At 70.8% G+C, this 22,688-nt stretch carries 19 protein-coding genes and 1 pseudogene; 8 read left to right on the top strand and 12 right to left on the bottom strand.

Features of this window, described 5'->3' with window-relative positions; all coding sequences use genetic code 11:
- Positions 1 to 179: pseudogene (locus ABTY98_RS13555) on the bottom strand (IS982 family transposase); the annotation flags it as partial.
- Positions 180 to 526: 347 nt separating this feature from the next.
- Complete coding sequence (locus ABTY98_RS13550; RefSeq protein ID WP_352221042.1) at positions 527 to 964, bottom strand: nuclear transport factor 2 family protein; 438 nt, start codon at positions 962 to 964, stop codon at positions 527 to 529.
- A 101-nt stretch (positions 965 to 1,065) separates the two neighbouring features.
- Here ABTY98_RS13550 and ABTY98_RS13545 point away from each other — a divergent pair, with 101 nt between their 5' ends.
- The gene (locus ABTY98_RS13545; RefSeq protein WP_352221041.1) at positions 1,066 to 1,674 is read left to right on the top strand and encodes a TetR/AcrR family transcriptional regulator; all 609 of its coding nucleotides are present in this window, start codon (positions 1,066 to 1,068) and stop codon (positions 1,672 to 1,674) included.
- Here ABTY98_RS13545 and ABTY98_RS13540 read toward each other — a convergent pair.
- The gene (locus ABTY98_RS13540) at positions 1,640 to 3,079 is read right to left on the bottom strand and encodes an MDR family MFS transporter (protein WP_352221040.1); all 1,440 of its coding nucleotides are present in this window, start codon (positions 3,077 to 3,079) and stop codon (positions 1,640 to 1,642) included. The two genes, ABTY98_RS13545 and ABTY98_RS13540, sit on opposite strands and share 35 nt — an antisense overlap.
- A 118-nt stretch (positions 3,080 to 3,197) precedes the next feature.
- On the opposite strand from ABTY98_RS13540, the gene ABTY98_RS13535 reads away from it, so the two are divergent.
- Positions 3,198 to 3,803, top strand: coding sequence for a TetR/AcrR family transcriptional regulator (locus ABTY98_RS13535; RefSeq protein ID WP_352221039.1), 606 nt, complete (start codon positions 3,198 to 3,200; stop codon positions 3,801 to 3,803).
- Positions 3,804 to 3,867: 64 nt separating this feature from the next.
- On the opposite strand, the gene ABTY98_RS13530 is transcribed toward ABTY98_RS13535, so the two are convergent.
- Positions 3,868 to 4,923 (bottom strand): LacI family DNA-binding transcriptional regulator, encoded by a 1,056-nt coding sequence (locus ABTY98_RS13530; protein ID WP_352221037.1) that lies wholly within the window; start codon positions 4,921 to 4,923, stop codon positions 3,868 to 3,870.
- A 336-nt stretch (positions 4,924 to 5,259) separates the two neighbouring features.
- On the opposite strand from ABTY98_RS13530, the gene ABTY98_RS13525 reads away from it, so the two are divergent.
- From ABTY98_RS13525 to ABTY98_RS13510, 4 genes are all read left to right on the top strand, one after another.
- Complete coding sequence (locus tag ABTY98_RS13525) at positions 5,260 to 6,585, top strand: ABC transporter substrate-binding protein (protein WP_352221036.1); 1,326 nt, start codon at positions 5,260 to 5,262, stop codon at positions 6,583 to 6,585.
- 5 nt (positions 6,586 to 6,590) lie between these two features.
- Positions 6,591 to 7,601, top strand: coding sequence for a carbohydrate ABC transporter permease (locus ABTY98_RS13520; RefSeq protein WP_352221035.1), 1,011 nt, complete (start codon positions 6,591 to 6,593; stop codon positions 7,599 to 7,601).
- An 11-nt stretch (positions 7,602 to 7,612) separates the two neighbouring features.
- A complete protein-coding gene (locus tag ABTY98_RS13515) occupies positions 7,613 to 8,518 on the top strand; it encodes a carbohydrate ABC transporter permease (protein ID WP_352221034.1) in 906 nt (301 codons plus the stop codon).
- 99 nt (positions 8,519 to 8,617) lie between these two features.
- Positions 8,618 to 10,054 carry a GH1 family beta-glucosidase gene (locus ABTY98_RS13510; RefSeq protein ID WP_352221033.1) on the top strand — a complete coding sequence of 479 codons (1,437 nt, stop codon included), beginning with the start codon at positions 8,618 to 8,620 and terminating at the stop codon, positions 10,052 to 10,054.
- Positions 10,055 to 10,111: 57 nt separating this feature from the next.
- Here ABTY98_RS13510 and ABTY98_RS13505 read toward each other — a convergent pair whose 3' ends face one another.
- The 8 genes from ABTY98_RS13505 to ABTY98_RS13470 all read right to left on the bottom strand — a co-directional run bounded on the left by ABTY98_RS13505 (position 10,112) and on the right by ABTY98_RS13470 (position 19,724).
- Positions 10,112 to 11,131 carry an endonuclease/exonuclease/phosphatase family protein gene (locus ABTY98_RS13505; RefSeq protein WP_352221032.1) on the bottom strand — a complete coding sequence of 340 codons (1,020 nt, stop codon included), beginning with the start codon at positions 11,129 to 11,131 and terminating at the stop codon, positions 10,112 to 10,114.
- Positions 11,128 to 12,159, bottom strand: a complete 1,032-nt coding sequence (locus tag ABTY98_RS13500; RefSeq protein ID WP_352221031.1) for a glycosyltransferase family 2 protein — start codon at positions 12,157 to 12,159, stop codon at positions 11,128 to 11,130. The genes ABTY98_RS13505 and ABTY98_RS13500 overlap by 4 nt, the downstream gene beginning before the upstream one ends.
- A 46-nt stretch (positions 12,160 to 12,205) precedes the next feature.
- Positions 12,206 to 13,279: an NAD-dependent epimerase/dehydratase family protein gene (locus ABTY98_RS13495; RefSeq protein ID WP_352221059.1), complete on the bottom strand. Its 1,074-nt coding sequence runs from the start codon at positions 13,277 to 13,279 to the stop codon at positions 12,206 to 12,208.
- A gap of 5 nt (positions 13,280 to 13,284) precedes the next feature.
- Positions 13,285 to 14,715, bottom strand: a complete 1,431-nt coding sequence (locus tag ABTY98_RS13490; protein ID WP_352221030.1) for an aspartate aminotransferase family protein — start codon at positions 14,713 to 14,715, stop codon at positions 13,285 to 13,287.
- Entirely contained in the window at positions 14,712 to 15,716 is a 1,005-nt protein-coding gene (locus ABTY98_RS13485; protein ID WP_352221029.1) for a lysylphosphatidylglycerol synthase domain-containing protein, read from the bottom strand. Before ABTY98_RS13485 ends, ABTY98_RS13490 begins: the two co-directional genes overlap by 4 nt.
- Positions 15,713 to 16,729 carry a glycosyltransferase gene (locus ABTY98_RS13480; RefSeq protein WP_352221028.1) on the bottom strand — a complete coding sequence of 339 codons (1,017 nt, stop codon included), beginning with the start codon at positions 16,727 to 16,729 and terminating at the stop codon, positions 15,713 to 15,715. The genes ABTY98_RS13485 and ABTY98_RS13480 overlap by 4 nt, the downstream gene beginning before the upstream one ends.
- 33 nt (positions 16,730 to 16,762) lie before the next feature.
- Entirely contained in the window at positions 16,763 to 17,719 is a 957-nt protein-coding gene (locus tag ABTY98_RS13475) for a UbiA prenyltransferase family protein (RefSeq protein ID WP_352221027.1), read from the bottom strand.
- A 1,042-nt stretch (positions 17,720 to 18,761) separates the two neighbouring features.
- Entirely contained in the window at positions 18,762 to 19,724 is a 963-nt protein-coding gene (locus tag ABTY98_RS13470; RefSeq protein WP_352221026.1) for an aldo/keto reductase, read from the bottom strand.
- Positions 19,725 to 20,389: 665 nt separating this feature from the next.
- On the opposite strand from ABTY98_RS13470, the gene ABTY98_RS13465 reads away from it, so the two are divergent.
- A complete protein-coding gene (locus ABTY98_RS13465) occupies positions 20,390 to 21,172 on the top strand; it encodes an AfsR/SARP family transcriptional regulator (protein WP_352221025.1) in 783 nt (260 codons plus the stop codon).
- A 162-nt stretch (positions 21,173 to 21,334) separates the two neighbouring features.
- Entirely contained in the window at positions 21,335 to 22,672 is a 1,338-nt protein-coding gene (locus ABTY98_RS13460; RefSeq protein ID WP_352221024.1) for a radical SAM protein, read from the top strand.
- Positions 22,673 to 22,688 lie beyond the last annotated feature (16 nt).

Genomic DNA, 22,688 nt, shown 5'->3' with positions numbered 1-22,688 from the left:
ACGTACCGCAGCCACCGGGCCTCGCAGTGGAAGCCGAGCATCGCCTGCATGACCGCCAGACACAGCAACTCGGAGTGGCTGAGCTTCGCCGGCCGACCCGGCAATCGCGCGATACCCGCTCGCTCGTCATCGATCTTTACGTAGAGTGCGGTCACGAGGGTGTCCAGGTTCGTCGTCACAAACGATCATGGACACCCTCTCCCCGCGCCCGCAAGCATTCGGAAAGACTCGTCTAGCCACCCAAGAACACCGGCCGGGCAACACCGGCAGGCGGCACGCATGGACACGAATCCCACGCTTCACGCGCACCCGCCGTCCTCGACAGGAGCGTTTGGCCATGGCCAAACCAGATGCCGCACAGTGTCATCCAACGTCATCACCCGTCACCCGCATGCCCGGATTTGCCCACATGTACAGCAAAGGCGCAGGTCACGATAGTGATACGAAACAGGTTCGAGTCCCGTCACTCACCCTGCCCCGTCAGCCGGTGGCCTCGTCGAAAGACAGGTCACCGGCTGACTTGCTTTCAGTAGCCACTTCCCCGCCCGGCCCTGGCAACCCCGTACCCGTCCATGTAGTCACGGACCCGCACCAACCGCCCACCCCGGACTCGCAGCACCAGCACTCCGGGGATGTCGAAGTGCTCCCCGCCCGCCGGCGGGCCGACGATCACCGTCTGTTCGGCGACGATCACCTGGGGGTCGGTCGTCTCATGGACGGCGGACTCCTTGATCTCCGTCACGCGCACAGGACCGGCGCCCCAGGCCGCCCGATATCCGGCGCGGATCTCCTCCCGGCCCTCGTACCGCGCGGGAAAGCCGGGGCTCGTGAACGGGAACTCGTGCACCCCGTCCACGGCGTACAGCTCCGCCAGGTCGTCGGCCGACTTGTCGCGCATGGCCTGGCGGTAGAGCGCCAGCACCTCACGGGGCGTGCGGGGCAGCGGCGGTTCGGACACCGGCATGGCGATCACCCTCATTCGCTCAACATCTGTTGAGCGAAGACCCTAGGGCCGCCCACGGCTTCGGTCAACGCTTGTAGAGCGAGCGCTTGTAGAGTGACCATGTGCCCGACCGTCCCGCCTCTCCCGCCCCGTCCTCCCGTGCCGCCCGCCGGGAAGCCACCCGGGTCCGCATCCTCGACAGCGCCCGTACACTGTTCGCCGAGCGCGGCTTCGAGCGGACCACCGTCCGGGCCGTGGCCGCGGCGGCGCAGGTGGATCCGGCCCTGGTCATGCAGCACTTCGGCAGCAAGCGCGAGCTCTTCACCGAGGCCGTCCAGGCGGCCCCGGCACAATCGACGGATACCGGAACCGACACCGGCGCTCTCGTCGACCAGTTGCTGACCACCCTCGACATCAAGCTCGGCGGCCTGCCCGAGGGCACGCTCGCGACCCTGCGTTCGATGCTCACCGACCCGGACGCGGCCGAGCACGCCCGCCGGGCCATGGGCCGGCAGATCGAGTCGATCGCCGCGGCCCTCCCCGAGAGCGAGAGGGAGAGCGGGGAGGATGCCGAGCTGCGCGCCGCCCTCGTGGTCACCGCCCTGGTGGGCGTCACCATCGGTCACCAGCTCCTCGCCCTGCCCGTGCTGCGCGACGCGCCCGCCGAGCGCATCGCCGGGCTGCTGCGCCCGGCCCTCAGGTCGCTGACGGAACCTTCGCCGCCGGGCTGACCGGCTCGGCGGGCCTGCCGCGCAACGGGACCTCCTTCACGGCGATCGCCGCCAGGAAGCCCACCACGCAGATGGCGGCCGCCGTGAGGAAGATGTGCTGCGTGCCGGTCACCACCGCCGCCGGCGAGGCCGTCGCCGTCGTCGGCACCGCGCGGGTGAACAGCGAGCCGAACACCGCGACCCCCAGCGAACCGCCCAGTGTCCGGGAGAGGTTGACCGCCGCCATCGCCGCGCCCATGTCCCGCGTCTCGACGCTGTTCTGGGCGATGGTCGACCCCATCTGCATGGTGAAGCCCAGCCCGAGGCCGACCAGCACCATCCAGCAGCCGGCCAGCAGCCGCGAGGTCCCGGTGTCCATCGTGGCCAGCGCCAGCGAGCCCGCCGTCAGCAACACCGCCCCCAGCACCGGGAACACCTTGTAGCGGCCGGTGCGGGACATCACCTTGCCCGCGGTGTTCGAGGCGATCACCACCGGGACCATCATCGGCAGCAGAAGCAGCCCGGAGCTGGTCGCCGTCGCCCCCTGCACCGTCTGCTGGAACAGCGGCAGATAGAGCGCGAAGCCGAACATCACCACGCCGACGGCGAGCAACAGGACGGTGGCGAGCGCGAAGTTGCGGTCGGCGGTGTACATGCGGAGCGGCAGCAGCGGTTCGGGCGCCCTGCGCTCTACGGCGACGAACGCGAGCAGCCCTACGACGGCCACCGCGGCCAGGGCCGGTATCTGCCAGGACGTCCATGCGTACGTCGTACCGGCCCAGGTCGCGGCCAGGACCAGCGCGCTGATGGCGGCGGTCAGGACGCCGATGCCGGCCCAGTCGAAGCGCCCCTTGGTGCGCGGCGGCGTCGCCGGGAGGCGGAGCATCAGCTGGACCCAGACCAGGGCGACCAGGCCGAGCGGCAGGTTGACGTAGAACGCCCAGCGCCAGCCGAGGTGGCCGGTGACCAGACCGCCGACCAACGGGCCGCCGACCACGCCGATTGCCATCACGGAGGTGGTCATGCCCTGGTAGCGGCCGCGTTCGCGGGGCGGTACGAGGACCCCGATCAGGGCGAACGCCCCGGCGGCGAGCCCGCCCGCGCCGATGCCCTGAAGGGCGCGGAACTCGATCAGCTGGGTCATCGAGTGGGCGGCCCCGGAGAGCAGCGAGCCGGCCAGGAAGACCACGGTCGAGGCCTGGAACATCCGTTTACGGCCGTGAAGATCGCCGAGCTTTCCCCAGATCGGCGTGGCGACGGCGGTGGCGAGGGTGTACGCGGTGACCACCCAGGATATGTGCCCAAGTCCGCCCAGATCACGGACGATCGTCGGCATCGCGGTACCGACGATGTTGTTGTCGAGCATGCCGAGCAGCATGGCGAGCATGACGCCGAGCAGTGTCCAGCGCACATTCGCGACTGACATGAGAGGGCTCCCCCTGTCGGTTTTTCGGAAGTGGGATGCCATCAGAAAAGCACACCGACTAAATAAGTGCAACGACCCAACTTTTTCATCGCGACCACCTACCGAGTACTCTGCTGCCATGAGCGAGACGACACCCCTCGTCGGCCGCCGGGAACGCAAGAAGGCCGCGACCCGCAAGGCGCTGGCGGACGCGGCACTGGAGATGTTCCTGGAGCGCGGCTACGACCAGGTCAGCGTCAAGGACATCGCGGAGGCAGCCGACGTCTCCACGACGACGCTGTTCAAGCACTTCCCGAGCAAGGAAGCGCTGGTCTTCGACATGGACGCGGACCGGGAGGCGGCCCTGGTCGCCGCCGTGCGCGAGCGGGCACCGGGGACCTCGATCCCGCAGGCGCTGCGCACGCACATGCTGAGCGCACGCAGCTTCCGGCCCGAGTACGCCCAGCAGCTCGCCACCTTCCACCGGCTGGTCAACAGCACCTCGGCGCTGGTCGAGTACCACCGCCGCATGTGGATGCGGCACGAGCGCGCCCTGGCGGAGGCCATCGCCGCCGAGCTCGGCGCCGCCGCCGACGACCCCGCCTGCGCGGCCCTGGCCCACTTCGCACTGGAGGCCCGCGCCCTGGTGGCCCCCTCACCCGACCCGGTGGCCGCCGTCAACACGGCCTTCGACCTACTGGAACGAGGCTGGGACGCGGTACGCCCCGGCGGCGACAGGGGCTGACAACCGCAGCGCGGCACGGACCCGGCAGGGACCGGGAGGCGCAACACCGCCCGCCCCGCCCGGACTACGAAGACGCGCGGGCCACCAGTTTCGTCGGCAGTACCGCCTGCCGGCGCTCCAGGCCCCGGGACGCGGCCGGGCGGCGGTCGGCGATCTCTGCGAGGAGGAGGTCGATCATCGCGCGGCCCATCTCCTCTATGGGCTGGCGGACACTGGTGAGCGGCGGGTCCATGTGGCGGGCGATGGCCGAGTCGTCGTATCCGACCAGCGCCACGTCGTCGGGGATCCGGCGGCCCAGCTCGCGCAGCACCTGGCGGGCGCCCGCCGCCATCACGTCCGAGCCGGCGAAGACGGCGTCCAGGGCGGGCTCGCGTTCCAGCAGCCGGGTCATCGCGCGCCGGCCGCCCTCCTCGGTGAAGTCGCCCGGCTCGACGAGGAGTTCGTCAACCCGTTGGCCGGCGTCACGCAGGGCGTCGCGGAAGCCGTCGACGCGGCGCTGGGCGCCGTACACGTCGAGGCGGCCGGTGATGTGGGCGATCGTCCGGCGGCCGCCGGCCAGCAGGTGCTCGACGGCCGAGCGGCCGCCGCCGTAGTTGTCGGAGTCGACGGAGGTCAGCGTCTCGGCGGCGGAGCGCGGGCCGCTGATCACGGCGGGGATCTCCAGCTGGGCGAGGAGGTCGGGCAGCGGGTCGTCGGCGTGGACGGACACGAGGAGCACGCCGTCGACACGATGAGCCGCGAGGTACTGGGCGAGCCGTTCCCGCTCCCGGTCGCTGCCCGCGAAGATCAGCAGCAACTGCATCTCGGTGTCGGAGAGTTCGGCGCCGACACCGCGGAGCATGTCCGAGAAGTACGGTTCCGCGAAGAACCGGGTCTCCGGCTCGGGGACGACGAGGGCGATGGCGTCGGTGCGGTTGGCCGCGAGGGCGCGGGCGGCGGTGTTCGGAACGTAGCCGAGTTCGGCGACCGCGGCCTCGACGGCGGCCCGGGTGGCGTCGCTGACCCGGGGCGAGCCGTTGATCACCCGCGACACGGTCCCTCTCCCCACCCCGGCCCGGGCGGCGACCTCTTCGAGGGTGGGCCGACCACCGCTACGCCCCCGCGCTCCGTGGCTTGCCATGGGCTTTGCCCTCCTCACCGACGTTCAACTCGCTGGCCTGGAATCTAACAGTGCCGTCCGCCGGTGCAATCGCGGCCGTTGTCATGACATGTTCCGCCTGTTCGGTCACCCGCCGGAGTTAGCTAACAGGCCGATAACTGAAGCCGGTTCGCCGTGCCCGCTCCCTTGACACCCCGCCTCGAACCGACGACTCTTCAACACATCACCGGTGGGAGCGCTCCCACGATACCTGACTCATACACATCCCGCACGTTCCCCGCCCGAGCCGCAGCGAGAAACGGGCCCAACAATGCAGTTGGCCGGGGGGTCGGCGCGTCAGGGCAACAGGAGGACGTAATGCGAGCACGTACCCGAACCGCCTCCCGCAGGGCGGTCGTACTGGCGGCCGTCGTGTCGCTGGGCGGAGCGTTGCTGGCCGGCTGTGCCGACGACAGTGGTGGCGGCAGTGACGACACCAGCGGCGGAGGCAGCGGCAAGACGACGATCAGCATGGGTCTCTTCGGCACGCAGGGCTTCAAGGAGGCCGGGCTGTACGCCGAGTACGAGAAGCTCCACCCCGACATCAAGATCACGGAGAACGTCACCGAGCGGAACGAGAACTACTACCCCGCGCTGGTCAACCACCTCACCACCAACAGCGGACTGCAGGACATCCAGGCGGTCGAGGTCGGCAACATCGCCGAGGTCGTGCAGACCCAGGCGGGCAAGCTGGAGGACCTCTCCAAGGTCGCCGGGGTGAACAAGAACAGCTGGCTGGCCTGGAAGTGGCAGCAGGCCACCACCAAGGACGGCCAGACCATCGGCCTCGGCACCGACATCGGCCCGATGGCGATCTGCTACCGCAAGGACCTCTTCCAGAAGGCCGGTCTGCCCACCGACCGGGACGCGGTCGGCAAGCTGTGGGCGGGCGACTGGAGCAAGCTCGTCACCGTCGGCGAGCAGTACAAGAAGAAGGCCCCCAGCGGCACCTACTTCATGGACTCCCCCGGCGGTCTGCTCAACGCGATCCTCTCCAGCCTGAAGGAGAAGTTCTACGACTCCTCCGGCAACGTCGTCTACAAGACGAACCCGGCCGTCAAGACCAGCTTCGACCTGGCCGCCAAGGCCGCCAAGGAGGGACTGGCCGGTTCGGAGACCCAGTTCCAGCCGTCCTGGAACCAGACGATAGCCAACAGCAAGTTCGCCGCGGTCGCCTGCCCGCCGTGGATGCTCGGCTACCTCAAGGGCCAGTCGAAGCCCGACGCCGCCGGCAAGTGGGACGTGGCCGCCGCACCCCAGGCCGGAAACTGGGGCGGCACCTTCCTCGCCGTACCCAAGAGCGGCAAGCATGTGAAGGAGGCGGAGCAGCTCGCCGCCTGGCTCACTGCACCGGCCCAGCAGGCCAAGCTCTTCAGCGTCCAGGGCAGCTTCCCGAGCGCGCCGGCCGCCTACGACCTGCCCCAGGTGAAGGACGCCAAGAACGCGATGACCGGTGACTCGCCGATCGGCACCATCTTCGCCGACGCCGCCAAGGCCATCCCGCTCCAGCCCATCGGCCCGAAGGACCAGATCATCGGGGCCGGTCTGGGTGACAACGGAGTGATCCTCGTGACCAAGGGCACGTCTCCCGAGGAGGCCTGGAAGACGGCCACCAAGACGATCGACAACAACCTGGAGAAGTGACCGGTATGTCCCGGCACGACACCGCCGCGCCCCCTGTGCAGGACAGGGGCGCGGCCCCCGCCCGCGGTCCTGCGGCACCCGACGCACCGACGGAGGAGAAGCGCCGGTCACGGCTGTCCCGGCGCTGGCAGCGGGACATGCGCTGGAGCCCGTACGCCTTCGTCTCCCCGTTCTTCCTGCTCTTCGCCGCGTTCGGCCTGTTCCCGCTGATCTACACCGGCTGGGCCTCGCTGCACACGGTGGAGCTGACCGCGCCCACCGACATGCAGTGGGCGGGCCTGCACAACTACACCCGGATCTTCGACGACGACTTCTTCTGGAACGCGGCGAAGAACACCCTGACCATCGGCATCATCTCCACGGTCCCGCAGTTGCTGATGGCGATGGGACTCGCCCACCTGCTCAACTACAAGCTGCGCGGCTCCACCTTCTTCCGGGTCGCGATGCTCGCGCCGTACGCCACCTCGATCGCCGCGGCCTCCCTGGTCTTCGTGCTGCTGTTCGGCCGTGACTACGGCGTGATCAACTGGGCGCTGCACTTCGTCGGCATCGACAAGATCGACTGGCAGAACGACAAGTGGTCCTCGCAGATCGCGGTCTCGTCCGTGGTCATCTGGCGCTGGACCGGCTACAACGCGCTGATCTACCTGGCGGCGATGCAGGCGATCCCGCAGGACCTGTACGAGTCGGCGGCGCTGGACGGCGCCAACCGCTGGCAGCAGTTCTTCCATGTGACGCTGCCGCAGCTGCGGCCGACGATCCTGTTCACCGCCGTGGTGTCGACCATCGGCGCGAGCCAGCTGTTCGGCGAGCCGCTGATGTTCGACTCCATCAAGGGCGCGTCCGGCGGTGCGAACCACCAGTTCCAGACCCTGGGCCTGTACCTGTACGAGCAGGGCTGGATCAACCAGCACCTGGGCCGGGCCTCCGCGATCGCCTGGACGATGTTCCTGATCCTCATCGTGATCGGGGTCGTCAACTACGTCATCTCGCGCCGGCTGCGTGCCAGCAGTTAGGAGAACCAGCCGTGACGACGACCCTGACGAACCCTTCCGGCGAGGCGCCGCCCAAGGCGGCGCGCGTACGGCGGACCAAGGCCGGGCGGGCCGGCGGCCAGTCGTACGCCGGTCCCGTCGCCTATGCGGTCCTGGTGCTGTTCACCATCGGCTCGCTGTTCCCGCTGGTGTGGACGGCGATCGCCGCGTCCCGCGACAACAACCGGCTGGCGCAGACCCCGCCGCCGTTCTGGTTCGGCTCGAACCTGATGCACAACCTCAAGGTGGCCTGGTCGGACGCCAATCTGGGCAAGGCCTTCCTCAACACCACCATCGTGGCGGGGGTGTCGGCGGTGACCATCGTGTTCCTGTCCACCATCGCCGGGTTCGCCTTCGCCAAGCTGCGCTTCCGGGGCCGTAACGGACTGATGCTGGTGGTGATCGGCACGATGATGGTGCCGCCGCAGCTCAGCATCATCCCGCTGTACATGATGGTGGCGAAGCTGAACTGGTCCGACCAGCTGCAGGCGGTGATCCTGCCGTCGCTGGTGAGCGCGTTCGGTGTGTTCTTCATGCGGCAGTACCTGCTGCAGGCGCTGCCGGACGAGCTGATCGAGGCGGCCCGGGTGGACGGTGCGAGCAGCTGGCGCGTGGTGTGGCACGTGGTGTTCCCGGCGGCGCGGCCGGCGATGGCCGTTCTCGGCATGCTGATGTTCGTGCAGTCGTGGAACGACTTCCTGTGGCCGTTCCTGGTGCTGTCCCAGAACGGCAATCCGACCGTGCAGGTCGCCATCGCGGGGCTGGGCCGCGGCTTCACCCCCGACCAGTCCCTGATCATGGCGGGTGCGCTGCTCGGCACGCTGCCGCTGCTGCTGGTCTTCGCGATCTTCGGCAAGCAGATCGTCGGCGGCATCATGCAGGGCGCGGTCAAGGGCTGAGCCGCGCCTCGCCCGGGCCGGGGCAGCGCCGCCCCGGCCCCCGTTCGTCCCATCCCCATCCTGTCCGTCGGTTTCCACGACCCTCATGGGAGCGCTTCCATGTCCGATTCCGCACAGCCGGCGACCCCGGTGACCTTTCCCCCCGCCTTCGTCTGGGGCGCCGCGACCTCCGCGTACCAGATCGAGGGGGCGGTGCGGGAGGACGGCCGCACCCCCTCCATCTGGGACACCTTCAGCCATACCCCGGGCAAGACCGCCGACGGTGACCACGGTGACATCGCTGTCGACCACTACCACCGCTATCCCGAGGACGTGGCGCTGATGGCCGGACTCGGCCTGAACGCCTACCGGTTCTCGGTCTCCTGGTCGCGGGTGCAGCCGACGGGGCGCGGTCCGGCCGTCCAGGTGGGGCTGGACTTCTACCGCCGGCTGGTGGACGAGCTGCTGGCGCGCGGCATCAGGCCGGCGCTCACCCTCTATCACTGGGATCTGCCGCAGGAACTGGAGGACGCGGGCGGCTGGCCGGAGCGGGACACCGCGCAGCGCTTCGCCGAGTACGCGCAGATCGTCGGGGAGGCGCTCGGCGACCGTGTCGAGCAGTGGATCACTCTCAACGAGCCCTGGTGCAGCGCCTTCCTGGGGTACGGCTCCGGGGTGCACGCCCCCGGCCGGACCGATCCGGCGGCCGCGCTGCGCGCCGCGCACCACCTCAACCTGGGGCACGGACTGGCGACTTCGGCCCTGCGCTCGGTGATGCCGGCCCGCAACCAGGTGGCGATCAGCCTCAACTCCTCGGTCGTACGGCCGCTTTCGCCAAGCCCCGCCGACCTGGCCGCGGTCCGCCGGATCGACGACCTCGCCAACGGGGTCTTCCACGGGCCGGTGCTGCACGGGGCGTATCCGGCGACGCTGCTGGAGGCCACCTCGACGGTCACCGACTGGTCGTACGTCCTCGACGGCGATCTGCGTACGATCCAGCAGCCGCTGGACGCGCTCGGGCTCAACTACTACACGCCGACGCTGGTGTCGGCGGCGGACGGGGCCCCGGACGGCCCCCGCGCCGACGGCCACGGGGCCAGCTCCTTCTCGCCGTGGCCGGGCGCCGAGGACGTGGCGTTCCATCAGACGGCGGGCGAGCGGACCGAGATGGGCTGGACGGTCGACCCGTCCGGCCTGCACGAGCTGATCATGCGGTACGCGCGGGAGGCGCCCGGTCTGCCGCTGTACATCACGGAGAACGGCGCGGCCTACGAGGACAAGGTGGACGCCGACGGCCGGGTGCACGACCCGGAGCGCATCGCCTATCTGCGCGCGCATCTGACCGCGGTGCGCCGGGCCATCACCGACGGGGCGGACGTCCGCGGGTACTACCTGTGGTCACTGATGGACAACTTCGAGTGGGCGTACGGCTACGCCAAGCGGTTCGGCATGGTGCACGTCGACTTCGCGACGCTGGAGCGGACGCCGAAGTCGAGCGCCCGCTGGTACGGGGAGGTGGCCCGCACGGGGGCGCTGCCGGAGGTTCCGGTGGCGTGAGTCCGGGGACGGGGCGTTCCGGGGGACAGTGGGGAGTCCTCCGGAACGCCCCGCCGGTCAGGGGTCCTTGCCCAACCCGAGGACCAGTTCCTGCACGGCGTGGTCGGACAGGCCACGGGGGTCGAGGAAGCGGTAGCGGTGGGCGCTCGCGCCGTTGCCGGTGAAAGCGAGGTCGAGCCGCCACCAGCGCAGCCACCAGGTGCCGCGGTGCCAGCTGAGCGGGTAGGCGGCGGGGCAGGCGCGCAGCGCGTCGGTGGCGATCGTGGAGAGGCGGGCGATGTCGCCCTGGGACCGGCTGAGGTTGAAGTCCCCCGCCGCCACCGCCGGGAGGCCGTTGTCACGGAGGTCGTCGATCAGCCGGTCGAGCTGCCGGTTGCGGCTGGCCAGCCGGTCCTTGACCTCCTGGCGGAGGGCCCGGCGCAGCGGGTTCTCCAGGAAGACGTGGACCGGCAGATGCACGTTGTAGGTGGACAGCACCGGCGCGCCCGGCAGGCCGTCCACCCGCAGGTCCACCCGGAACACCTCGGGCGCCCCCAGGTCGGGGACGGCCACCACGGGAAAGCGGGACAGCGTGACGAACTGCCCCCGGATCAGCACCCGGTGGCCGGGAAACTCCCGCTCGAGCCGGGCGCGGAAGTCGACCGGCACCGGCGGTGCGTGCACTCCCGCGTCGTATATGTGCTCCTGGAGGAGGTAGACGTCCGCGTCGAGCCGCCGCAGGAAGGCGTAGAAGGCCTCCGTGTCGACCTCCTCGTCCCAGTGCTGGGTGTTCCAGCACACGACGCGGACGCCGCCGGCGGGGGTGCGGCGGGTGAGCGGTGCCCGTGGGTTCAGTCCGCAGTGCCGTGCCCCGAGGAGCAGGGACAGCACCGCGAGGGTGGCGGTCCACGGGCGGACGCCGGCCGACGCCGCCGTGGTGCCCGCCAGCAGAGCGGCGGGCACCACGAGGAAGACCGGCGGCGGCAGGACGTCCGTCAGGGCCCACCACCAGGGCCCGTTCGTCAGCAGCCGGTCCGCGAGCTGGAAGAGCAGCCAGCCGACGGCGACGGCCGTCAGCACGGCGTCGAACGGTGTCATGCGGGCGTCGCCACCCCGGCGGTCAGCGCGGAGTCGTAGACGGCCCGGAACCGGCGGGAGAACAGACAGCCCAGGCCGCCCGCGATCACCCCGGCCGCCACCGCCAGGTTCACCAGGACGTTGACCGCGGCGAAGAAGCCGAGGAAGCCCCACCCCCGGTGCCGTAGCACGCACCGGTACAGGCCGGTGTCGCAGGCGAGGGCGGCCACCAGCAGGAGCAGCGGGAGCACCCACCAGGCGGGGCCCAGCAGGAACGGCAGCGGCAGCGTGGCCGCCCACAGCAGCGTGACCGCGCTGGCCCAGGCGCGCGGGCCGGTGGCGTATCCGCCGGGCAGGCCGCGCCGCCGCAGATACAGCGGGATGGCCAGGTAGGTGCGCTGGTACACCTTGCGCAGGACCAGCCGCAGGGTGTCGTCGTTGTCGTGCCGGCCCACCACGGCGGAGGTGCTCAGCGCCGCGTACCGGGAGGAGAGCCGCAGCCCGAAGTCCTGGTCCTCGGTGTGCCGGAGCAGCGGGTTGAAGCCGCCGAGTTCGGCGAAGACCTCCGCCCGGATGGCGAAGGTGTTGGTGTGCACGGTGCTGATGCGCCCCTCGGACTCGATGAGCGCGTAGTACTGCTGGAGGCAGCGGTACTCCTCCATGCGGCTGTCCCGGATGAGCGGGTCGGGGTGGTAGATGCCGCAGACCGCACCGAGGGACGGGTCGGCGAGCAGCAGCCGGACGGACTGGGAGACGGCGTCGGGGGCGAGGGCCACGTCGGAGTCGACGAAGACCAGGATCTCCCCGGTGGCCCGTTCCGCGCCGAGGTTGCGGGCCACCGCCACGCCCCCGTTGCCGCGGGTGCTGATCGCGGTGACTCCCATGGCCGCGGCGACCGCCACGGAGTCGTCGGTGCTGCAGTCGTCTATCAGGACGATCTCTATGGCGGGGTAGTCCTGTTCCTGGATCGCGCCGAGGCAGAGCGGCAGGGAGCGGGCGTAGTTGTAGTTCGGCACGATGACCGATACCAGGGGCTGATGGTCGGACAAGGGTCTGCCCTTCGATTCGCGGTCGGACGGGGGCGGTGGACGGGGGTCAGAAGAAGACCTTGGCGAGGGAGAGGGCGCCCTGCCGCCAGGGCTCGACGCTGGTGACGCCGCCCGCTGCCGGGCTGCGGCCGTCGGCGGGCCCGGTGCGGCGCCGCTGCTGCCGCCACCAGTCGTAGGTACGGAGGATGGACTCCTGGTTGGAGTAGCGGGGGCGAAAGCCCAGGCGCTCCTGGGCCTTGGCGGTGCTGACGAAGGAGTCGTCGAGGAGTTTGTGCAGCAGGCGGCCGTAGACCGGGGAGAGCCGGCTGCGCTCCAGCAGGCGCAGCGCGGCCAGCGCGGGCCGGGCGGGCAGCGACACCACACGGCGGCGGTGGCCGGCCGCGTCCAGGACCGCCTGGAAGTCCTCCCGGATGGTGCCGAAGTCGGTGGCGCCCAGATTGAAGGTGTCGTCGGCCAGTTCGGCGGAGGCGTGCAGCGCGGTGACCACGGCACCGACGAGGTCGTCCACGTCGAACATCTGGATACGGACGTCGCCGCGTCCCAGCACGGGGAAGTTGCGGCCCTCCTCGGCCCACTCGAAGAGCATCGCGAACAACCCCATCCGGCCCGGTCCGAGGAAGGTCTTCGGGCGCAGGATCGGCAGGCACATGCCCTGGCCGCGGAACTCCTCGCACACCTCCTCCGCCTCGGCCTTGGCGGCGCTGTAGGTGTCGACCGGGCGGCGCGGGTAGGTCTCGGGGGTGGGCACCACCGTCGGCAGGCCGTAGACGGCCGTCGAGGAGATGTGCACGAAGCGGGGCACCCGCTGGGCGGCGGCCGCGGTGAGGACGCTGCGGGTGCCGCCGACTATCACCGAGCGGATCTGGTCCGCCGGGTAGCTGGGCAGCGCGGCGGCGCAGTGCACCACCGCGTCCGCGTCCGCGAGGGCGTCCTTCATGGCCGCGCCGTCACGGACGTCGGCGACCGTCACGGCGAGTTCACCGGTGGTGCCCGCCCAGCGGGAGGGGTCGGGGGCGCGCAGGTCCACACAGCGGACGTGGTGCCCCTCCGCGAGCAGCCGGCCGATGAGGGTGCCGCCGAGCATGCCGGCCCCGCCGGTCACCACCACCTTGTTCACCACAGCGTTCACCACAGCGACGACACCTTCTCCTGGACGAACTTGGTGAGCAGCCGGGGCAGTCCCTTGGCCAGGGTCTGGTCGAGGGCCTCCAGGAACCGTTCCAGCTCGGGCTGTTCCACGATCAGGGAGGGGCCGACGACCAGCGGGTTCTTCCCGTTGAGGGTGTAGTACGCATAGATGTCGTGCTCGCGGTACAAGGCGTTGACCACCGAGGAGGTGATCAGCTTGGTGAGGAACCGCGGGTCCTTGGTCATGCCGCCGGGCACCAGCCGGGCCGCCAGCTCCAGGAGTTTCGGGCCCTCCCGGAGGAAGACGCCGTGCAGTGCCCCGGCGCCGCGCACGTCGTCGACGGTCTCCGCGTGCTCCTTCGCGATGCGCTCCAGACCGGGCCCGAGCACCCGCTCGATGGCGCGGGCGCGGGCCGGATAGTCGTCCTCCACCACGATGTTGACGGCCTCGATGGCGGTGGCGGTCTCCTCGCCGAAGCCGTAGTAGGTGGTACTGGTGCTCTGCAGCAGGGCGTCCATCATGTTGTCGTACGCCTTGCGGAAGACTGACTCGCGGGCGACGTAGGCGGAGACGGAGGACTTGCCGCCGCCGAAGGACTTGGACGTCGTCACGATGTCCGGGACGAGGTCCGGGTAGCGCATGAAGTAGAAGAGGCTGCCGGTCTTGCCCCAGCCGGTGTAGATCTCGTCGAAGACCAGGACGATGTCCTCCTGGGTGCACAGGGCGCGCAGGCCGCGCAGGAACTCCTCCGAGCACCAGCGCATGGTGGAGGCGCTGAAGGGCTCGACGAGGATGGCGTACACATCGCTCTCGCCGCCGCGGGTACGGGACGCGCGGACCTCGGCACGGATCGCGTCCAGGTCGCCGTACGGGAAGACGGACACGCCGTTGATCCCGGGGAACCTGAAGGTCTCCTGGGCCTGTCCGGTGAGGCTGCCCGAGCCGAGCAGCTTGCCGTGGAAGGCGATGTCGGCGCGCAGGACCCGCTGCCGGGTGCCGTTGTGGTACTTGTACGCGAGCTTGACCGCGCCCTCGACCGCCTCCGCGCCGGAGTTCGGGAAGAACGACATGTTCAGGTCGCCGGGCAGGAGCTGGGCCAGGTTGTGGCCGAGGGCGGCGACGTAGGGCGAGAAGTAGGTCTTGTGCACCTCCATCCGGTGCTCCTCCTGGAAGCGCCGGCGGGCGGCCAGGATGCGCGGGTGGTTGTGGCCGTGGTTGAGGACGCCGACCCCGCCGGTGAAGTCGAGGATGCGGCGGCCGTCGCGCTGGTGGAGCCAGACGCCCTCGGCGTGGTCGACCAGTTCCCGGCCGAACCCGAAGGAGGTCATCAAGGACACCTGACTGCGGTTGACATGCCGCCGGTACAGGTCGTGGACCTGCTTCGCCGTCATGGCCTGGGCGTCGTCGATGGACAGCAGCTTGGTCATCGTTCCCCTCGCGGTGAGTGAGGTTCGGGTACGGGAGCGGGATCCGGGCGGGCGGCGGTACCGCCTCCGGTGCGGGTGCGGGCGTAGAGCAGTGCGCCGCCGGCGACGGCGACCTCGCTCGCGGTGCAGACGACCCGGCTGGTCAGCGCGACCGCGCCGGCCGTGGACCACGGCAGTACGGCGGAGAGGGCGAGCATGAGGATCGCCTCGCGGGCGCCCCAGCCGTCCGGCAGGACGACGGCGAGGCTGCTGAGGGCGGTGGCCAGGGCGAACCCGCCGACGCACAGCGGCAGTGCGCGTGGCACGTCGGCGCCGAACAGGATGGCCAGCAGCCACAGATGGAGCCCGGACACCAGCCAGGAGGAGGTGGCGGCGGCCATGCTGCGCCGCATGCCCGCGTCGGTCGCGAACGCCTCGGGCGGCCTGCGGCGCGCGAGGCGCAGGGCGGCCCGCACGAACCGGCCCAGCAGGGCCGGCCGGACGAACCACACCACCAGCAGGCCGGTCGGCAGCGCCAGCCACCAGACCCGGCCGCCCAGCAGCGCCGGACCGCAGACCAGGCCCAGGGCGAGCCCGGTCAGGGTTCCGACCATCAGGTTCAGCAGGAAGACCCCGGTCATGACCGCGTTGGAGAAACCGGCGGCCCGGCCCAGCCGGAGCTGGGCGAGCAGGCCCCAGACCCGGCCGGGGACGAACTTGCCGAGGAAGGAGGTGAAGTAGATACGGGCGGCGACCGGCAGCGGGGTCGGCGGTCCCAGGCCGGTCAGCAGGGCGCGCCAGGTCAGCAGGGAGATCAGCACGCCCACCCCGTTGACGGCGAAGGCGGCCAGCAGGTACGGCACGGAGTGCGGGCGCAGCGCCAGGTCCGCGAACGTGCCGATACGGTCGTGCAGCGACAGCCACAGCCCTGCCGTGGCCGCCAGGAAGAACACCGCCGACAGCACCGTCCGCCGGATCCCCCGTCCTTGGCCGACCGTCTCGGACTCGGTGGCCGTGGTCATGCCGACACCCTGGTGTCCCGGCCGGGCGGGGCGAGGGACGGCCGGCCGAAGCCGCGGTCGGTGAGCATCCGCAGCCCGCCCCAGGCGGCGCCCAGCGCGATCGCCGACCGCACCAGCAGATGGACGCCGGTGAAGTAGACGAGGAACGCGGGGCCGCGCTCCCTCAGTACGAAGCGGGACAGCCGGGGTTCCGAGCAGACGGCGACCACCAGGCACGCGGCCGGGACGAGCGGTGCGAACGGGACCAGCGGCAGGGTCGCCATGGTCAGGGCGGCGCCGAGGACACCGGTCATGCTGTGCGCGCGGATCGCGTTCTTCCGGGCCCGGTGCGCGGCGGCGAACGGGATGAGCAGCTGGGCGCGCCGGGCCTGTTCGCGCAGCAGGCCCCACAGCCGGTCGGCGTCGTCGTGCCGGCCCGTGACGGTCTCGGTCAGCCGGATCCGGCAGCGGCCGTGCAACCGGTCGCTGTACTCCAGGTCCTCGGAGTCGCGCAGCCGCTCGTTCAGCGGGCCGACGGCCTCGAAGACCTCCCGGCGCACCGCGCCGAGCATGAAGAACGCCGAGTCCACCACGCCGACGCTGCGCCGGTGGAAGTAGTGGGCGTGCAGCACCCGGTAGCGCTCGACGGGACCGTCGTCGTACAGCGGCCGGTCGGCGGGCACTCCGTGTACGAAGCCGCAGCCGGGGTCCTCGGTGAGGACACGGACCGCGTTCTCCAGCGCGTCGGGGGCGAGCGCCACGTCGGAGTCGACGAAGAAGAGGATGTCTCCGCGGCTCGCCGCCGCGCCCCGGTTGCGCACCGCCGAGACACCGCTGTTGCCGGCGTTCTCGATCAGGGTGCAGGAGTACCTGCGGATGATGTCCCTGGAGCGGTCGGTGCTGGCGTCGTCCACCACGATGACCTCCAGCGGCTGGAGGGTCTGGGCGAAGACGGCGTCGAGGCACGCCGGGAGCGTCTTCTCGTAGTTGTAGTTGGGGATGATGACGGAAACGGTCGGTTTCTCGGGTCGCATCTCGCCTTTCCCAGGGCTTCTCCGGGGCATGGGTCAGTGGCTCGGAAGTCCGGCGACAAGTCCCGGATGCGCGGACAGGAGCATGGTGAGGGCCAGGCAGGCGCAGCACAGCAGTGCGCTCACGACCACGGGGCGGTCCCGCAACAGCGTCTCCGCCGGGTCACCGCCGCCGCCCTCCACCATGACGATCTGGAGGTAGCGGAACAGCCCGTACAGCACGAACGGAATGGTCAGCAGCAGGGCCACCTGACCGAAGGGCTGGGTCGCGTCGCTGCGCAGGAAGCAGGTGTAGCCCAGCATCGCGACGCCCGCGCTGACCAGCACCGCCTGGTCGAGCAGCGGGCGCGAGTACCCCTCCAGGGTTGGACGGTGGCGGCCGGCGCCGGCTCCCAGCTCCAGCTCGTGACGCCGCTTGCCCAGGCTCAGCATCACCGAGGCCGCGTACACGGACAGGACCAGCCACACCGACAGCGGGACACCGCCCGCCAGGGCGCCCATGACGACCCGCAGTGCGAAGCCGGCCGCCACGACGAAGACGTCGACCAGGGCGATGTGCTTGAGCCGGTGGCTGTACAGCACGTTGAGCACGACGTAGCCGACGACCGGCCAGGCGGTCCGCCACGGGCCCACGGCGGCGAGCGCGGCCAGCGCCGCGGCGAGCACCACCGCGCACAGCAGGGCCCGCCGGACGGAGACACGGCCGGCGGCGATCGGCCGGGACCGCTTGACGGGGTGCAGCCGGTCGCGTTCCCGGTCGGCCACGTCGTTGACGACGTAGACGATCGAGGAGGCCAGTACGAACACCCCGATCGCCCAGCCTGTGCGGGAGAGGGTGTACCAGTTCCAGTGGCCGCCGCCGGCCAGTGACAGGGAGACGGCGACCACGTTCTTCGGCCACTGGCGGGGGCGCAGCAGCCGGAGGAGATCCCGCGCCCGGCCGGTGCGCGCGGCCGTGGGCTCGCGCAGGCGCGGTTCCGCCGTGAAGGTCATCGCGGCGCCCAACCGGAGTCGGCTCGGCGGAAACGGCTCACGGGTGGGGCCGCGAGCGGGTGGCGCATGGTCATGACTCTCCTTTGCGGGCGGCCCGGCCGAACGCGCACTCGCGCGACGCCGGGGAAGGGAGGAGTTACGGACGGGCATGCGAACAAGGCCGGCCGCGGCACACGGCGGTCACAGCACCGGCCCGGGTGGATCCGGGGCCGGGAACCGCGGCTGCGGCTGCGGCTGCGGCTGCGGCTGCGGCTGCGGCTGCGGCTGCGGCTGCGGCTGCGGTCGAACGCCCAAGGCCGTGGCCGTGTTCCGACGGCCGAAGCCACGGCCGTGGCCCCGGTCCGACCACCGAAGCCATGGCCACCGGCCGGGGGCGTACGACCGTGACCGTGGCCGTACGACCGTGGCCGTGGCCGTGACCGTGGCCGTGGCCGTGGCCGTGACCGTGACCGTGGCCGTGGCCGTGGCCGTGGCCGTGGCCGTACGGCCGTGACCGTGGCCGTGGCCGTGGCCGTGGCCGTGGCCGTGGCCGTACGACCGTGACCGTGACCGTGGCCGTACGACCGTGGCCGTGGCCGTGCCGGACCGGGGGGACGGCCCTGGTCGTACCGCCGAAGCCGTGCCGCGCCGGCCGGGGTACGGCCGTGGCCGGCGCGGTCGGCTCCGGGGAGACGTGCCGAGACTGCACTGCCGTGCGGAGGCCGACAAGGACGCTCCCCGCGCCGCGCCCGGCCCCACCCCGACCGGTCCCGGTCCGCCGCCCCCCGACCACCGCCCCTCCCGCCGAACACGAACTCCCCGGTCGGAAACGTTTTTCCGGACCGACGCCGGACCGGGCGGCCGACCGCCCCTGAGGCGTTCCGCATGTCGTCCTCTGGTGGCTCTCCAGCCCGCCGCCCGCCCCGGCTCTGGAACGCCTGCGGCCACGCCACACCCGCGGCTGGTGCGGTGCTGCGGGCGTCGGCCGGGCGGCGCACACGGCGCTGCCCCGGCCGGAGTGCGGCGCGGGGCAGCGGGTCGGGCCGGGGTGCCTCGGGGACCGTCAGGCCGCGTCGAGGCGTGCCAGGTGGCCGGGGTCCAGTTCCAGGTCCACCGCGGCGAGGCACTCCTCCAGCTGGGCCACCGAGCTGACGCCGATGACCGGAAGGACGGCGGGTGTGCCCCTCATCAGCCAGGCCAGGGCCACCTGGTTGGGGGTGGCGCCGACCTCGTCCGCGATCCGGGCCAGCGCCGCCAGCCGTGCCGGGGTGCCGGGGTGGTCGTACTGCTCCGGGACGGGGCGGTCCGGCCGCGACAACGCACCGCCGAGCAGGGTGGAGTAGCCGAGGAGGGTCAGGTCCGGCTCCGCGGCCACGTAGTCGAGGAGTTCGTCGCTGACGTGCGGGTTGACGCCGAAGTCCGCGCCCGGCCGGGGTCGCGGGTAGGTGGCCCGCTGCTGGACGCAGGTGTAGCCGGCCACCCCCGCCTCCCGGGCGAGGGTGCGGGCCCGCTCGATCCGCCAGGCCGCGTGGTTGCTGCAGCCGAGCAGCCGGACGGTGCCGTGCTCAACCAGCTCGCCGAAGGCCGCGACCGTCTCCTCCAGGGGGGTGTGCCGGTCCTCGATGTGCGCGTAGTAGAGGTCGATCCGGTCGGTGCCCAGTCGTTCCAGGCTGGCCTTGGCCTGACGCCCGATCACCTCCGCCGACAGCCCCTCGGCGGCCTCCGGCCACGGCGCGTCCAGGGGCACCGGCAGGGCGCCCACCTTGGTGGCCAGGACGACCCGGTCGCGGACCCCGCGGCTGCGCAGCCAGCGGCCGATCAGCTCCTCGCTCTCCTCGCCGGTGCCGCCTTCCGGCCAGAAGGCATAGGTGTTGGCGGTGTCGATGAAGGTGCCTCCGGCCTCCAGGAACCGGTCGAGCACGGCGAACGCCGTCGCCTCGTCGGTCGAGGTCCCGAAATGCATGCCTCCCAGACACAGGGCGCTGACGTCCAAACCCCGGTCCCCGCCGATCCGTAACTGCCTCATGCGCTGTCCTCGTCCTCTCCTCGCCGATAGGGCGTGGGCACTGTAGGGGATTCTGGCAAGCAGTCCGGGCGTGATCGTCGCCCTCGCGTCACAATGCGCGCGGAACACATGGCCGAAAGTCGACGGACGTCTGTCGGCCGGTCGGTGGCCGACCCTTGAAGGGGAGCGCTCCCATATACGGTGGGAGCGCTCCCGTGCCCCGCTCCCTCCTCCACGCCCCCACCGGACCCGCTCGCCCCACACATCCACCAGCGCAAATGCCGCGTCCACCGCGATCACCCCGGCAGCGGACGATCATTCCCCGCCACCCGACCGGCCCGGGCGGGCGCCCCCCGGATCCGCACAGCGCGACCCAAGGGAATCTGAAATTCCGCACCCGGAGACACCTGAATATCCCTGGAGTCCGCGGCGGAACCGCCCGAAAAAGAAGCCGATCCAGCCAACGTAAAGCAATTCCAGAGAAGCGAAAAATTATCGCCCCCCACTATCGAGGGATGATAGTTTCCAGGCATTGATCGACGAGGGGGAGCTGGTCCAGCGACACGATCTCGAGCACGTCACGTTACGGCGCTGCAGGGCCACGACAACGGTGTCACGGGTCCTGCGGGCCAGTACAACGGGGAGAGTTCGTCATGGAAATATCAGCCAACGTTCTGGGATCCTTAGTGGTTTCAGCGGCACAGCGCAACGCAACACCGAGCGCCCCGAAGCAGCGCCAGGTTCTGGCCCTCTTCTCGGTCGGGGCCAACCGGCTCACCCTCGCCGAAGACCTCTACCGGGAGCTGTGGGGAGACCGACCCCCGCGTACAGCCGCCGCCACCGTGCAGACCTATGTCGGCCAACTGCGCCGCGCCCTGACCCGGGCCCTCGAAGCCGCCCCACAGGACGTCTCGGAGCGGGTGCTGACCACCCACCCCGGCGGCTACCTGCTGCGGGTGGCACCGGAGTTGCACGACGCCGCGAAGTACCACGACCTGCTGGAGAAGGCGGACGCGGCCCGCCACGCCCGCCAGGCGGAGCAGGCGGTTCTGCACTACCGGGCGGCGCTGCGGCTGTGGCGCGGGCCGGCCCTGGCGGACATCAACTGCGGCCCCGTCCTGCGGGTGTGGGTCGACCGCGCCGACGAGTCGCATCTGAACGTCACCGAGAAGCTGATCTCGCTGGAGCTCCGGCTCGGCAACCATCTCGAGGTCCTCAGCGATCTGCGCGAACTGGCTGCCAGCCACCCGCTCCACGAGAACCTGCACGGACAGCTGATGATCGCCCTCTTCCAGGCGGGCCGGCGCAACGAGGCGCTGGAGACCTATCACTCGCTGCGCAAGCGCATCGTCGGGGAACTCGGTCTGGAACCGTCCGCGCGGCTCACCCTGTTGCAGCAGGAAATCATCAAAACAAGACCCAAGAATTTGGATCGCATCGACTACCGGGATCTCCAGGTCAGCACCTGACACCGGTTATTCCACTTCTTACGGCATTCGTATGGCGGAAGTCACCGAGCGAGTTCCTCGCGCGGCCGTGCACGGTTGCCCAGAAATTCACCTGGCCGGTCCTCGCAGCTCACCGACCGGCCGATCCAGAGGTCCAGAGGTATCCACAGGGGGACTACATCCATGCCCAAGGAACGAAATCCCGCACCCGCAGGGAACGCATTCACCCACGGCGCCTCACTGCGCGCCGCCTGGCTCGCGGGGAAGCAGCACCCGGCCGAACCGACGGCGCCCGCCCAGCACGGGCCCGACGTCCCTGACCACCCCGACGAGCCCCGTGCTCCGGACGCGTCGCGGCCCGAAACCCCGCAACAGCCGGAAGCGCCACAGCGGCCGGCCGTGCCGCTCGCGACCGCTCAGGTGGCCGACAACCTGGACCTGGTCGGCAAGATCTACCAGGAGTCCGTCTTCCCCAGCGTGCTCAGCGTCGCCAGGAGCGAGCGCCTGGACTCGCCGCTGGTGGTCGACCTGGACCCCACCACGGTGTGCGACCTGGCCTGCCCCGAGTGCATCAGCGCCGACGTGCTGCACCACGGGCAACTGTCCAAGGACCGGATCGTCGAACTCGCCGAGGAACTGACCCGGACCGGCGTACGGGCCGTCATCCTCATCGGCGGCGGTGAGCCGCTGCTGCACCGGGCCATCGGCACCGTGATCGAGACCCTGCACGGGGCCGGTATCCGGATCGGTCTGGTCACCAACGGCACCCAGATCCACCGGCACATCGACCGGCTCGCCGGGATGCTGTCGTGGGTCCGGGTGTCGGTGGACGCGGGCACCGAGGAGACGTACCCGAAGTTCCGTCCCAGCCGCGGCGGGCGCAGCATGTTTCCGCTCGTGGTGGGGAACATGCGGCTGCTCGCCGAGCGCAAGGCGGGACGGCTCGGCTACTCGTTCCTGCTGATGCAGCGCTTCGGGAAGGACGGCACCGTCGAGGCCTCCAACTACGACGAGGTGTACACGGCGGGCCGGCTGGCCAAGGAGACCGGCTGCGACTACTTCGAGTTGAAGGCGATGCTCGACCAGGACCACTACACGGTCAACCAGGACGAGCAGTACGTCGACCGGGTCAACGAGCAGTGGGAGCGGCTGAAGGAACTGGAGGACGACTCGTTCCACCTGCTGCGGTCGTCCAACTGGGAGGCCGTGCGGCACGGCGCGGACCCCTACCAGCCCAAGGAGTACGCCACCTGCGCCGTCGCGGAACTGCGCACCACGGTGACCCCGACCGGTGTCTACGTCTGCCCCTACCACCGCGGCAACCCCAAGGGGCGGATCGGCGACATCAGGGAGACGTCCTTCGCCGAACTGTGGCGGCAGGCCGACACCACGGTCATCGACCCGCGCAAGGACTGCCGGTTCCAGTGCGCCCGGCACGCCACCAACACCGCGATCGGCGACCTCGCCGAGCCGCGGAACCGGCCGCACACGCTGGTGCCGGACTTCGATCCCTTCATCTGACCCGTTCCCGCACCGA

The sequence above is a fragment of the Streptomyces sp. NPDC096040 genome, from assembly GCF_040303265.1.
Lineage (GTDB): Bacteria > Actinomycetota > Actinomycetes > Streptomycetales > Streptomycetaceae > Streptomyces.
This window is presented reverse-complemented; position numbering and strand designations above follow the sequence as displayed.